This is a genomic window from Parasediminibacterium sp. HNIBRBA5674 (assembly GCF_056745525.1).
In genome coordinates this window covers 66,439-80,172 of sequence record NZ_JBQWIE010000012.1, presented here as the reverse complement: position 1 = coordinate 80,172, position 13,734 = coordinate 66,439, and the positions used below count along the sequence as shown (strand labels likewise).

At 36.1% G+C, this 13,734-nt stretch carries 15 protein-coding genes; 1 reads left to right on the top strand and 14 read right to left on the bottom strand.

Annotated elements, in window-relative coordinates; all coding sequences use genetic code 11:
• Window positions 1-145 precede the first annotated feature (145 nt).
• The 14 genes from ACT9TX_RS07960 to ACT9TX_RS07895 form a co-directional block, all read right to left on the bottom strand.
• Complete coding sequence (locus tag ACT9TX_RS07960) at window positions 146-511, bottom strand: hypothetical protein (protein WP_481337742.1); 366 nt, start codon at window positions 509-511, stop codon at window positions 146-148.
• A 258-nt stretch (window positions 512-769) separates the two neighbouring features.
• A complete protein-coding gene (tsf, locus tag ACT9TX_RS07955) occupies window positions 770-1,609 on the bottom strand; it encodes a translation elongation factor Ts (RefSeq protein ID WP_481337741.1) in 840 nt (279 codons plus the stop codon).
• A gap of 130 nt (window positions 1,610-1,739) precedes the next feature.
• A complete protein-coding gene (gene rpsB / locus ACT9TX_RS07950) occupies window positions 1,740-2,651 on the bottom strand; it encodes a 30S ribosomal protein S2 (RefSeq protein WP_481337740.1) in 912 nt (303 codons plus the stop codon).
• Between the two features lie 45 nt (window positions 2,652-2,696).
• Window positions 2,697-3,086: a 30S ribosomal protein S9 gene (rpsI, locus tag ACT9TX_RS07945; RefSeq protein ID WP_481337739.1), complete on the bottom strand. Its 390-nt coding sequence runs from the start codon at window positions 3,084-3,086 to the stop codon at window positions 2,697-2,699.
• 39 nt (window positions 3,087-3,125) lie between these two features.
• Window positions 3,126-3,569 (bottom strand): 50S ribosomal protein L13, encoded by a 444-nt coding sequence (gene rplM, locus ACT9TX_RS07940; RefSeq protein WP_481337738.1) that lies wholly within the window; start codon window positions 3,567-3,569, stop codon window positions 3,126-3,128.
• Between the two features lie 312 nt (window positions 3,570-3,881).
• Window positions 3,882-4,520, bottom strand: a complete 639-nt coding sequence (locus tag ACT9TX_RS07935; protein WP_481337737.1) for a peroxiredoxin — start codon at window positions 4,518-4,520, stop codon at window positions 3,882-3,884.
• Window positions 4,521-4,652: 132 nt separating this feature from the next.
• On the bottom strand, window positions 4,653-5,486 hold the full coding sequence (locus tag ACT9TX_RS07930) for an outer membrane beta-barrel protein (RefSeq protein WP_481337736.1): 834 nt from the start codon (window positions 5,484-5,486) through the stop codon (window positions 4,653-4,655).
• A 149-nt stretch (window positions 5,487-5,635) separates the two neighbouring features.
• A complete protein-coding gene (locus ACT9TX_RS07925; RefSeq protein ID WP_481337735.1) occupies window positions 5,636-6,295 on the bottom strand; it encodes a CBS domain-containing protein in 660 nt (219 codons plus the stop codon).
• 35 nt (window positions 6,296-6,330) lie between these two features.
• On the bottom strand, window positions 6,331-7,110 hold the full coding sequence (locus ACT9TX_RS07920; protein ID WP_481337734.1) for an alpha/beta fold hydrolase: 780 nt from the start codon (window positions 7,108-7,110) through the stop codon (window positions 6,331-6,333).
• A gap of 154 nt (window positions 7,111-7,264) precedes the next feature.
• Window positions 7,265-7,804 (bottom strand): CvpA family protein, encoded by a 540-nt coding sequence (locus ACT9TX_RS07915; protein WP_481337733.1) that lies wholly within the window; start codon window positions 7,802-7,804, stop codon window positions 7,265-7,267.
• 76 nt (window positions 7,805-7,880) lie between these two features.
• Window positions 7,881-8,333: a GatB/YqeY domain-containing protein gene (locus tag ACT9TX_RS07910; protein WP_481337732.1), complete on the bottom strand. Its 453-nt coding sequence runs from the start codon at window positions 8,331-8,333 to the stop codon at window positions 7,881-7,883.
• 72 nt (window positions 8,334-8,405) lie between these two features.
• Complete coding sequence (gldC, locus tag ACT9TX_RS07905; protein WP_481337731.1) at window positions 8,406-8,750, bottom strand: gliding motility protein GldC; 345 nt, start codon at window positions 8,748-8,750, stop codon at window positions 8,406-8,408.
• A 73-nt stretch (window positions 8,751-8,823) separates the two neighbouring features.
• A complete protein-coding gene (locus tag ACT9TX_RS07900) occupies window positions 8,824-9,921 on the bottom strand; it encodes a glycosyltransferase (protein ID WP_481337730.1) in 1,098 nt (365 codons plus the stop codon).
• 31 nt (window positions 9,922-9,952) lie between these two features.
• Window positions 9,953-12,478: a helix-turn-helix domain-containing protein gene (locus ACT9TX_RS07895; RefSeq protein ID WP_481337729.1), complete on the bottom strand. Its 2,526-nt coding sequence runs from the start codon at window positions 12,476-12,478 to the stop codon at window positions 9,953-9,955.
• A 186-nt stretch (window positions 12,479-12,664) separates the two neighbouring features.
• On the opposite strand from ACT9TX_RS07895, the gene ACT9TX_RS07890 reads away from it, so the two are divergent.
• Window positions 12,665-13,723 (top strand): 1-acyl-sn-glycerol-3-phosphate acyltransferase, encoded by a 1,059-nt coding sequence (locus ACT9TX_RS07890; RefSeq protein WP_481337728.1) that lies wholly within the window; start codon window positions 12,665-12,667, stop codon window positions 13,721-13,723.
• Window positions 13,724-13,734 lie beyond the last annotated feature (11 nt).

Below are 13,734 nucleotides of genomic sequence, written 5' to 3'. Positions count from 1 at the left end.
TAGGCAATGAAAGGTCACTGAGGAAGCAGATTGGATGCATTGGCGCAGTTTTATAGCTTAATTTGGAATATGCAATAATGTCTCTAAAACAAAACAAGCCGTCAAAATAGTTTTTGACGGCCTGTTTTTATAAAGAGTAAATGGTTTATGGTTTTTTAGCAGCAGCATCTGCAGCCATTTTCTTGCGAGCTTCTACATATTCTTTCCACTTATCGCCCATTATATATTGCAATCTCCAATCTTTATCAGCGTTGGCGTCTTTTAATTTTTTAGCTCTTGTTTCAGCCGTTAAGGTAGAGTCGCTCCGTATTTCATCCTGCTTTTTGAACAAATTTTCTAATACTTCCTTTACCTTTTTTATCTGTTTTTCTTCTAAACCTGCCGTCTTAGCTCCTGTTACTGCTTGCTCAATACTATTAGCTCTTTGGGCTGATATTTCATCTTTGCTTTGGGCAAAGCTTACTTGTGTAAGGCCTACAAGGCACACAAGCATTAACACTATTTTTTTCATACGGTAATTTTTGATGAGAAGTGAAGATAACCGCTAGTGCCGTGCTATAAACTGCGTTAAAAAAATTGAAACATTTAGCCCCTATAATAGAAGCGCATTTACCCTATTTCGTCCACGCTTAATATGTTTACTACTAACCTAAGGCTTGTCTACCAGTAAATATGAACGCTCTTGTAATACTATAATACTTCAATACAAAACAAAACAGGCCATCAAAATTAATTGACGGCCTGTTTTTATAACTAGTTAAGATTGTAATTAACCTAAAGCTACTCTTACAAAAGAAGCTACTTTCAAGTCTTTGTCTACAGATTTTAAGTAATCTTCTACAGATTTGCTACCATCTTTTACAAATGCTTGCGCTAATAATGTTTGCTCTTTAAAGAAAGCATTTAATTTACCCTCAGCAATTTTTGCAATCATTTCGTCTGGTTTACCAGCCATTTTCGGATCAGCTTTCATTGTATCTACAACAATGGCTCTTTCTCTTTCAATAGCCTCTGCTGGTACGCTTGCAGCATCTACTGCAATAGGGTTTAACGCTGCAATTTGCATAGCTACGTCTTTACCAGCTTCAGCAGACTCTTTATTTAAGGCTACCAATACACCCATACGGTTAGCACCGTGAATATAAGAAGCTACGTAAGGGGCTTCTACTCTTTCGAAACGTGCAATACCAATTTTTTCACCTATAGATGCTAATTTATCATTGATTAATTCTGATACTTTAGCACCATTTACAGATACTTCATTTAATTCTTCTGCGCTTTTAACATCGTTAGCTACTGCTGCATCAGCAATGCTTTGTGCAAAGGCTATAAAATCAGCATTTTTAGATACGAAATCAGTTTCAGAACTGATAGTAACAGCAAAACCTACAGTTTTAGCAGCATTAGTTTGTGCAATTACTACACCTTCTTTTGCTTCACGATCGCTACGTTTAGCAGCAACTTTTTGGCCTTGTTTACGTAACCAATCAATAGCGCCTTCAAAATCGCCATTGGTTTCTGTTAATGCCTTACGACAATCCATCATACCGGCACCTGTTGCTTGACGCAATTTATTAATGTCGGCGGCTGTAATAGCTACTGTGCTCATAAATTTATCCTCCTGCCCAAATTGGGCGATTTTATTATTTACAATGGCTGCAAAGTTTTAACTCAGCAGCCATTGTGATTATTATCAAATAGTTAATTGATAGGTCTTCCCCTTTAGGGTTAGCTACATATTATCTAGCACCACCACCTGCAGGGCGACGGTTATTGTTTGCTGGAACACGACGTTTTGGAGCGCCACCTGGACCACCTGCTGCTGGAGCATCAGTACCACGGCCTGCGCCTCTACGACCACGACCACCTTCAGCTTGTGCCTCTTTTTCTAAGCGGCTAGCTTTAGCTTCGTTTTCGCTGTTGCTATCATCTACATTATCATCTTCATCTTTGTTAGCTTGACGTTCAGCCAAACCTTCAGCAATTGCAGCAGTGATATAGTTAGTAATGATAGCAATAGATTTAGTGGCATCATCATTTGCAGGGATAGCAAAATCTACCTTATTAGGGTCAGAGTTTGTATCTACCATACCAAAAGTGGTAATGCCTAAACGTTTAGCTTCAGCTAAAGCGATGTGCTCAACGCTGATATCAACTAAGAATAAAGCTGTTGGTAAACGACCCATTTGAGCGATACCACCTAATACTTTTTCCATTTTGTCTTTATCACGGCTAAGTGTTAAACGCTCTTTTTTAGTAAGGCTTTCTGCGCTACCATCGTTTAACATTTTATCTATGCTCTGCATTTTTTTAACACTCTTACGTACAGTGTTAAAGTTGGTAAGCATACCACCTAACCAACGCTCAGTAGCATAAGGCATGTTTACACGTTGTGCACACTCAGTAACAATTTCTTTCGCTTGTTTTTTAGTGGCTACAAACATGATTTTTTTACCGCTTTTTGCAATTTGTTTCATTGCTGCAGCAGTTTCTTGTAGATGATCTACAGTTTTATTAAGGTCTATAATGTGAATACCTTTCTTTTCAGCAAAGATGTAAGGCAACATTTTAGGGTTCCACTTCTTCTTCAAGTGACCAAAGTGTACACCGGCCTCAAGTAGTTGTTGTTGTAATGAAGTATTGGCTTCCATTGTAATAATTTGAAATTTGAAATAAAAAGTTTGAAATAAAACAGATTAACGTTTGCTGAACTGGTAGCTTCTTCTCGCTTTTTTGTGACCAAATTTCTTACGTTCAACACTACGAGGATCACGTTTTAATTGACCTGCTGCTTTTAATACTGGTCTGAACTCAGCATTTACTTCTAGCAAAGCACGAGCGATACCTAATTTAGCAGCTTCTGCTTGACCTTTTAAACCACCGCCTTGTGCATTGATAACAATATCAAATTTGCCAACAGCATCAGCAGTTTTTAATGGAGCTTCTACTTGGTTTTGTAAATAAACCAGTGGGAAGTAGTTTTTATAATCTTTGTCGTTTACAGTAATTTTACCTTCGCCCTTGCTAATGAAAACACGCGTTACGGCTTCTTTACGACGACCAACAGCATTTTTTTGCTTTTCCATTTATATATTAATTTGGAATTTGTAATTGATGTTTAAGAATTAGAATTTTAATTCTTTTGGTTGTTGTGCAGTATGAAAATGTTTTTCACCAGCATACACAAATAATTTTTTAATCATTTTGCGACCTAAGCGGTTTTTAGGAAGCATGCCTTTGATAGCTCTTTCTAAAATAACTTCTGGGCGACGTTTGATTAAATCTTCAGCAGCTTCTTCTTTTTTACCACCTGGGTAGCCAGAGAAATTGATGTAGGTTTTGTCGTGAAACTTGTTACCTGTAAAAACAACTTTATCAGCATTGATAATGATTACATAATCACCACAATCAACGTGAGGTGTATAGTAAGTTTTGTTTTTTCCTCGAAGAACGGCTGCAATTCTTGCACTCATACGTCCTACGGTTTGATTAGTACCATCCACAACATGCCAGTTGTGTGTAACGGTAGCCGAGTTGGCGTGTTTGGTTGTAAAATGTAATTTACTCATTGTAAAATTTTTAAGTTGCCAATGCTATCCCATTGGGCTTTTTTGAATTTGGACGGCGAAAGTAGTTAGTATTATGTGAATAAAACAAGCTTTTGTACAAGTATTTTTTATAGTACCCTCACAACTGATTGATTATCAATAAAAAATTTGCACTAAAAAATAAGTCTAACCCTTAAAGAGTCTATTTATCTACTATTTTGGCAAATAAATTTCCCCTAACTCAAGCCAAGCAAGGTTTTTTGCTGCGCAAAAAAAAGCCAAGCTTCTACAAAAAGCTTGGCTAAAAACAAATATAAATGGATGATAAGACACCTAGTCTTTATTTGGCTGAGGTGTGTAACGCAAGTATGGTTTAATTACTTTTACACCTTTAGGAAACTTAGCAATTGCATCTTCTGTTTTAATAGTTGGCACTACTATTACATCTTCGCCTTCTACCCAGTTAGCTGGTGTTGCCACGCTGTAGTTAGCGGTTAGTTGTAAGCTATCTACCACACGCAATACTTCTACAAAGTTTCTACCGGTAGAAGCAGGGTAAGTGATAATTAATTTTACAGTTTTATCGGGAGCGATAATTACTAGTGAACGTACGGTAGCAGTAGCAGATGCATTTGGGTGAATAAAATCGTACAATAAAGCTACTTTTCTATCATCATCTGCAATAATTGGAAACTCAACAGATACATTTTGTGTTTCGTTGATATCTCCAATCCAGCCTTTGTGGCTTTCTACACCATCTACACTTAGTGCTAAAACTTTTACACCACGTTTGTCAAACTCGCCTTTTAAAGCAGCTGTTTTACCTAACTCGGTAGTACATACTGGTGTGTAATCGGCAGGGTGTGAAAATAAAATACCCCAGCTATCGCCAAGAAATTCGTAAAAATCGATTTCGCCAAGAGATGTCTTAGCTTGAAAATTAGGTGCTATATCACCAAGACGTAAACTCATAATTATAATTTTAAGACTACAAATATAGTATTATCCTATAAAACTAGTAGGATATTTTAAAAAAAATATTCTCATAAAAAACCCCCGATAACAAATGTTATCGGGGGTTTAAAATATTTATGCATATTAAAATTATAAACCGCTGATACTTAGGCCGATAGAATATAAATTCATTGCTGGACCAAAACCATCCTTCACTACACCAAGTACATTATAATCGCCATGAAGAGAGAATACACCATAACCTACACGAGCTGTAGCCGCTAAACGTGTACCGTTAATGTAACGCTTATTGCTTTCTTTAACCACAGCAGTAGGGCCATAAATGCTTGCACCATTGGCAGTTTGTAAATCTTTACCTTTTGTATAGGCTTTTAATAGTGTACCTACTTTAGCACCTAAAGCAAATTTCCAGCTTTTGCCAGGATTTTCAGGGTCGCTATAAAACCTTAATTCAACAGGAATTTCGGCGTAAATAGTAGTTAATTTGAATTTTTTGTAATGATTGGTATTAGATACATCGCTAAAAGGCAATGTGCTACCAGTAGCATTAAGATTAACTTTTACATTATCAAAAAACATATTGCTAGTGCCAAGGCCTAAACCGTAAGCAACGCTAAAACGAGGATCTGTTTTAAAAGGCTTATCTAGCATTACGTAAATATTAAAATGGCGGCTAAAACCTTTGGTACGTACACTATCTGGTTTGCCCGTCCAAGCATCACTACCATATTGAATCATAAAATGGTCAGTGGCTCTATTGGTAAGTATCACTTTACTCCAATCTTTTTTTACTTTGGGTGTTGTAATTACTTCTACATTTTGTTTTGGAACATTGGCCTGAGCCGCTTGTGTAGAATCGGTTTTAACATCAGCCGTTTTATTTTTCTTTTTAAACAAAGCTATCTGTGCTTGCGAACATGAGAATGTAGCAACAGACACTACAAATAGTAATAATTTTTTCATTGTGAGGTTTTAAATAACTGCTTGTTAGTTTACAAGAATGACAAAAATAAAAGAAATGACTGCATAAAAAGGGTTAAAAATAAGCGAAAGTGTAGCGTAATTGGTTTTAATGCATCACATTAAAGTATTTAACACGCTATCCCTTCTTCCTATAAGTTTAAATAGGCCATTAAATGGTTGTAATTTTCTTTCAGTTCGTTGGCAAATTGCTCTTCGCCAAAATAATATTTTACCACATAATCGTAGCGCTGAAATGTGGCTAAGATATCGCTAATTTCCACCTTATTTACTTTAATAGACACAATTACCAAACCCGTTTCGGCTTCGGTATAGCTATTAAGTTGGGTTATGTATGCATCGTTGGTTTCTACCAATCGGCTGATTTCGCCGAAGGAAAAATTACGCCTTTCTACTTCTAAAACAATAATACCGCCCGGCTCTTGCGTACCTAAAAAATTCGCTAAGTGTTGTTGTAAAATGTTTTGAGATATACAACCTACCAATTCATCTTGCTCTGTAACTACAGGTAAAATGCTAATTTCATGCTCGGCCATTAGCTTTAGCGCAGTTAAAATAAATTCCTCTTTTTTAACTGCCGCTTTTACAAATCTATCTTCTAGGGCTAGCAATACGGTAGCTTCATCTTCATCTAGTAAATCATCTTTGGCTACAAGACCTATTAATTTATCTTCTGTAATAATGGGTAAATGTTGTACATCATAATCCTCCATCAACTGTAGTGCAAAGCCTGCCTTATCGGTAAGTTGTAGCGATGGAAATGTTTGCTGAATAAGTTGTGATGCTAGCATGAATAATAGATTGCTTACAATGATAGACAAACTAACTACAAATTTGATGCAGCAGGAACCTTTAATTTACTTAAAAAATTGTCAAGAATGGCGTTAAACTCTTCTGGTACTTCCATCATAGGTGCGTGGCCACATTTATCTATAAAATGCAACTCGCTATTAGGAATTAATTTATGAAACTCTTTGCCCACAAATGGCGGTGTAATAGTATCATTATTTCCCCAAATAAGTAAGGTTGGTTGCTTTATTTGGTTTAATTCTTCACCCAAATTGCTGCGAATAGCACTTTTAGCTAGCGCTATAATTTTTATTACTTTTAAACGATTGGTGGTAATTTCAAACAACTCATCTACCAATTCTTTGCTTGCCAGTGCTGGATTGTAAAAAGTAAGCTCTGCTTTCTTTTTAATGTACTCATAATCACCACGTTTTGGATAGCTATCGCCCATGCCGTTTTCGAAAAGACCAGAACTGCCAGTAAGGGTTAATGATTTTATTTTTTCAGGATGTTTTAATGTGTGAACTAGTGCAATATGACCACCCAATGAATTGCCTAATAAATTTATGCTTGTATAGCCACGAGCTTCTATAAAAGCATGCACATGCTTAGATAAACCACTTACCGTAGTATGAAAAATATCCAATTCAAGCAATGGCAACAATGGCACAATTACTTTATAGCGTGTTTTAAAATTGTCAACTAAATCTGCAAAATTGCTTAATGCACCAAATAGGCCATGCAGTAGCAATAGCGGTTCTCCCTCGCCTTCTTCTATAAATTTAAACTTGTCCTGTTGTTGTATAGTATAACTCATGTCGTATTTTCTAAAGCAAGCAGAATTTTAGCAATGGCTACAAATAAACGCAAAAACGAGCATTAAAAAATTGTTTCTGAAAAACAGTTAATACAATCGTAACACTCATGAGCGCTAAGTTATTGTTTTACAGTAACAATTACGCATTGCAAGTTTATACTTGCGCCTTTTTGCCAACTATACTAAAAAATGACTCTAGCTGCATGAATACATTTTTGAATATAGGTATAAGATAGCCAAAGCCTTCAATTACTTTAATACCTAGTGGCTGTACAAAAGCGTAACATTTAGAAGCATCAATAGTACTTTGCTGAATGATACCAAGCTTGCTAGCATAAAACAGAATAAGACTATAAATAAGCGTATACATAATGGCGTAAAATAAAATACCGCCTAGCTTATTGGCCCAACCCATTAACAATAGTTCTACGCTTTTTTGTAAAATATTGGCCACTAATCGCAATGCCAATATTACTGCTACCATTACTAGAATAAACGATAAAAATGGTAACCACTGGCTACCAATATTTACTGTTTTGCCTAGCCAAACGGCCACAACAGCTGATAATTTTACCGCAGCAGCTAAGCCCACAATAATTGCCACCAACGACACTACAGATACAATAAAGCCACGTGTGTACCCTTTATAAGCCGCAGATAGCATTAGTATTAAAAACAAAATATCGATGAGCATAACAGCAGTTTATAGTTTAATAGTTTGAAGTTTGAAGAATCATCAATAACTCCAAACTTAAAACCCCAAACTGTTTCTATTTACTCAATAATTCTTTTACCACTGCTGAAATGGCTTTGCCTTCAGCTTTTCCAGCTAACTGCTTGCTTGCAACGCCCATTACTTTACCCATATCTGCTGGTGAGCTAGCACTTACGGTTGTAATAATTTCAGCTACTACAGCTTTTAAAGCCTCTTCGCTTAATTGTTGTGGTAAAAACTTTTCTATTACAGCAATCTCTTCGCTTTCTTTTGTAGCAAGGTCTGCACGATTTTGCTGCACGTATATTTCTAAACTATCCTTACGTTGCTTTACTAACTTTTGTAATAGTTTTAATTCCCCATCTGCTGTTATGACACCACCTGCGCCTGGTTCTGTTTTGGCTTTTATAATTTCAGCTTTTATAGCCCTTAAACCACGCAAAGTGCCTTCATCTTTCGCTTTCATGGCATCTTTCATTAGGTCCATTACTTGTGTTTCTAAGCTCATATCGTATTATTTATATTGTAAAATGTAAATGATTAACTAAAACACCAAACGTTCAACTTCAAACTAATTAAGTTATCCCTTGTTTTCCTTCAATTGTATTTCTCTAAACTTCTTATTAAAATCTTTGGCAAATGCTTTCATCTCATTTACCAATTCATGTTGATGCGTGGCACGGTCAAATGTATCGGCCATAGACATAAATGTTTGAAAATAGAAGTCAGCCATTTCATCAACCATCATTTCTTTTGTCCAAAGATCTATGCGCATAGCGCTTTTATCTTCACCATCCCAAAAAGCAAGCATCATGGCTTTAGATTTCTGCATCATATCTGCATTGCTATCTGTGGCCGTCCAATTAATACTTTCAGGCACTTTGTCCTTATCTAAGGTAACTTCTACGGTAATAGTTGATTTCATGTGTCTATTTTTTGAAGCGGCAAAAATAAGCATGCCTCAGTAATGTATTTAAACAGATTTTAAGCCTATACCACTACAAAACAGCTGATGCTACACCCTTTTGCAATTGCTGATAAGCATTGTCGTAAGTATATAATTCTGACAATGCTTGGCCTGCGGCTATTTTTTGGCTTCGCAAATTTTCATCTTTATACAGCAACTTCATATGATTGGCAATAGTCTCTACATCGTCTTTTGCTACAGTAAGCACTGCGTTGTTTATGGCTTCGCTAAAACTGTTATTTTCTAAACAAATAACTGGCACATTTGCCTGAAAGGCTTGTAAAATGGGCAAATGATACTGTGACTGATTAACAAGCGATAACACAGCATAAGCTGCACCAAATAGTTTGGCCTCTACATCTAGCGGCTCACTTTCTAGCAATTCAACATCCTCTCTATACTTATAGGTTGCTATTTTCTCGCTCAGTTGGTTTTTATAATCTGCAATATGGCCTATTACCAACAGCTTCATGCTACTCTTTTGCCATTTTTTAAAGGCAGAAAAGGCTTTTAGCAAATTGATAAATTGATGAAATGTAAAAACACTAGCTACCGCTAAAAAATATTCTCTACCATCTGCATAGCCATCTTTTACCACATTGGTTTCAATATAATTAAGTGGTTTAAATATGGCATGTGAAGCACCTTGTATAATTTGGAATTTGGACCCGATAGCTATCGGGTTTGGAATTTTACTTTCAGTAGATAAATCGTTCTGTAATATTTCAGAACCAACCACAATTTTACTGGCTTTTTGCAAAGATTTCTTTACCACCAGAGCCTTAATAGACAAGGTTGTATTTACAAATACTACCTGCAGCACATTGCCAGAAATACAACCATAACCTGCTACTTGAAACACCATATCTGCCTTTAGCTTTTTAAGCAACGCAGGTAGTGTAACAGTACTAAACAACAGTAAACTGTTAGTAGAAGCAGGCTCTTTTCGTACCAGTTCTGTAGTGCAATTAGTAGGCAATGCAGACGCTTCAACAGGGGTATTTACAATAAACACAAATTGATTATCTGGCTCTTGCTTCGCCTTGTGCAGCATTAGTTCTACCAAAAAATCTACATCAAAATTGATGGTACTGGTTTGTAATTGTATAGTGTTGATTGCAATAATCATAAGGGCGCAAATGTAAAACGATAAGTGAGAACTAAACTGTTTTCTGCGTTTGCAAATACTTCCAATAATTAATGCCATAACGCAATTCAGAGTACGAATAATTGTTGCCCAAATGCGTCATTAAAGCACCTGCAGCTTGAGAATCTAAAGTATTAATAGCTTCTACCACAGCCATTACCTTTTCTTTAGGCATTAGGGTAAATACATCTACCTCATTACTAGCCACCAATTGCGCCAAATGACCTTCCACTGTGCTTACTGCTAAGGCACGTTGTTCGGCAATTTCACCAGCTGATAAGCCTTGTTTGTAAAGTGCTAATGTTTGTGCACTAGAACTCAACTTTTCTGTATCGGCCTGTTTTTCTTTTTTCTCTTTCTTAGGCTTCTTCTCGTGTATTAAAGTTTGCAAGTTTTTAGCGTTACAATAGGTTTGTATGATGGTTAAAAACTGTTGCCCATATTTTTCAATTTTGGCTTCGCCAAAGCCATTAATCAGCTTCAAATCTTTCTCATCAAGTGGCAAATACTTAGACATTTCTTCCAGCGATTCGCTTTTAGCCACATAATAAATAGGTATATCTTCTGAGGTACAAATCTCATCACGTAGTTCACGTAATTGCTTGTACAAAATAGGATGCGGTGTATCTACTTTTTTGTACACCGCACCAGCATAAGCATTGATGTTGATATCGGGTATTTGCAAGTTTATTTTATGCTGCTGATATACTTGCATATTAAAGCCTTCTTTACATGTATTTATCAACTGAAACTTGGCATAAATTTCAGCGTGTAAGGCTTTAATATCGTTGTAATATTCTTGTGCATAATTGCGGCTATCTGTAACCGCAGGCGATTGTGGTAGGGTTTGTAACAAATAATGCAAGTGCTCTAAAAAGTAAGCCGCAGCTTTTATTATACGTTCATTTATGGCCAACACATCATTACCCATAAACAGCCGCTGTAACTGTATTTGAAACCTGCTTGCCACTTGCTGAATACTGCGTAATCGCTCAGCAATTTCATTTACCCAAGGCAATGCATCTTCATTAAACGAGCCACCATGTTCTTCTAATAATTTCAATACATCTTCAATATGGCTTACTGCTTTATCAAAATTGAATAAGTCGGCTATAATTTTCTCTTGATACAATTGCTTACTTAGTAGCAAGTTGTTTTGCAAGGCAGCAGCATTGCTTTTTGTTTTGGCAAAAGCTAAAATACGTTCATCGGTAAACAAGCTATTATTGGTAATTAAACTTTGCAACACCAAGCCTTCTAAACTAGTACATCTACTTAAAGCCACATACACCTGACCAGGCGCAAATGCAGCACCAGCATCTATTACAGCTTTTTCAAACGTTAATCCCTGGCTTTTATGAATGGTAATAGCCCATGCCAATCGCAAAGGATATTGCGTGAATGAACCTATTACTTCTTCCTCTATTTGTTGATTGGTTTGGTTAAGCGTATACTTAATATTTTCCCATTTTTCTTTAGTTACTTTTATCGGCTCAGCATCACCCTTGCATTGCACGTAAATGATGTCATCATCTATCTTTTCTACAATACCTATTTTACCATTAAAGTAACGGCGCACTTTCTCTTTGTCATTTTTAATAAACATGACTTGTGCACCTACTTTTAGTTGTAGGTTTTCTTCAGCAGGAAACGCTTTGTCGCTAAAATCTTTTTCTATAAAAGCCTTAAAAGTGATGAGTCTGTTGGGTAAATTTTGTAAGCCTTGTTGGTTAATATCTGTGGCCTTTTTATTGTGTGTGGTAAGAACAATATAGCCATCATCTTCACTTGTAGTAAAGTTTGGTTGATAGCGTGTTTGCAACTTGTTCATGGCTTCAGCATCCATTTTATTATTGCGTACTTTGTTCAGTACATCAATAAAAACAGTATCACTTTGGCGGTAAATTTTCTCTAACTCAATGTACACAGGTGGTTGCTGCTGTGCCACACGACTACTAAAGAAATAAGGGCTATCGTAAAATTGACTTAGCATGGCCCATTCTTCATTTGGTATTACTGGCGGTAGCTGGTGCAAATCGCCTATGAGCAATACTTGTACACCACCAAAGGCATCGTATTGCCTGCCACGTATATGGCGTAAGACGGTGTCAATTGCATCTAAAGTATCGCAGCGCACCATGCTTATTTCATCTATAATTAACAACTCAAGCTGACGAATAATATCACGCTTTTCACGGTTAATTTTTATACGGCCAAGCAAATGGTGCTTATCTAAAACAACGTCTCTTTTGTTTTGTGGTTGGGCATCAAAATTTAAATCGAAATTGCCCTTTATTGGGCTAGGTACAAATGGTGTAAAGGGCAATTGAAAAAAAGAATGAATGGTAGTGCCGCCAGCATTAATAGCAGCTACGCCTGTGGGTGCAACTACTGCACTTTGCTTGCCACTATTTTCTTTAATGTATTTTAAAAAAGTGGTTTTACCAGTACCTGCTTTACCTGTTAAAAAAATAGCTTCATTGGTAAACTGTATATAATCTGCTGCTAATTGAAATAGTTGGTTGATTTCGGTTGCCATAACTTAGTAAAAATAACGCATACTTGTGAAGAAGACAATTTTTTACTAACCAAAAAGGGTGCAAAGATTTTTTGCAGAGAAAATACAAAGTAGTGTTATCTCTATATTGTTCTTTGCGTTTGCTTCTTTGTGTACTTTGCGGTTAAACTACTTGTTTCAGTTATTTTTAGCCAAATCATTATTCCATTGTTGTATTATGTTTTGCAATTTGTTATTCGTGTAAGCTTGCGCATTTTTTGTGCAAATATTACTGTGTCTAATAAAGCGGCTTTACAAAGTAAAGGCCCGTTGTTATTGGCTTGTAATCACCCTAATGGCTTTTTAGATGCGATTATTATTGGTAGTCTGTTTAAGCAACCTGTTTACTATTTGGCAAGAGGTGATGCTTTTAAATATGCATTTACCAATAAGATTTTGAAGGCTCTAAAAATGTTACCTATTTATAGGCTAAGCGAAGGCCGTGAATACTTATCATTAAACGACAAAACCTTTGACAGTTGCCACCAAATATTGCTACAAGGTGGTATTGTGCTAATTTTTTCAGAAGGCATATCTAAACATGGTTGGCAATTACAACCTTTAAAGAAAGGTACCGCTCGTATTGCGTTTAAAGCATGGACCGAACCAAGCATTGGCAACGATTTTCGCATTTTACCTGTTAGTGTCAACTATCAGTCATTTACACAATTTGGTAAGCAAATAGTGGTTCATATTGGTGAGATTATTAGCAAACAAGATGTTGTTTTTACTACAAATGAAGGTGAGAAAATTCAACAGTTTAATAGCTTACTTACCAAGCGTTTAATCAACGGCATGTTATTGGCAAATGATAATGAACCATTAGTACAAACGCTTATTGCTAAGCACAAGCAATTCATCCATTCACCTGCTACAGCTATTGCAGATTTACGAAATTTACAAGCTACTTATCAACTAGCAACTTTACCTAAAACAATTAATCAAGTACTAATACAAATATTACTGCTATTGCCTGCTGTTATTGGCTTTCTATTACATGCAGCATTATATTTTCCAGTAAAAAAAATAGTACAACAAAAAACAAGCGAGAGTGTGTTTTATGATTCTGTGTTGTTTGGTGTATTGTTTCTTTTATATCCTTTCTATTACTTGTTGATCAACATTTTAGTCTTCAGTTTTACCAATAATATTGCCTTACAAATAGTGATTGTGTTAATGCCTTTATGGTTGTGGTTACTTACGAACTTTAGGAAACTGTTCCACTAAATCTAAACTTG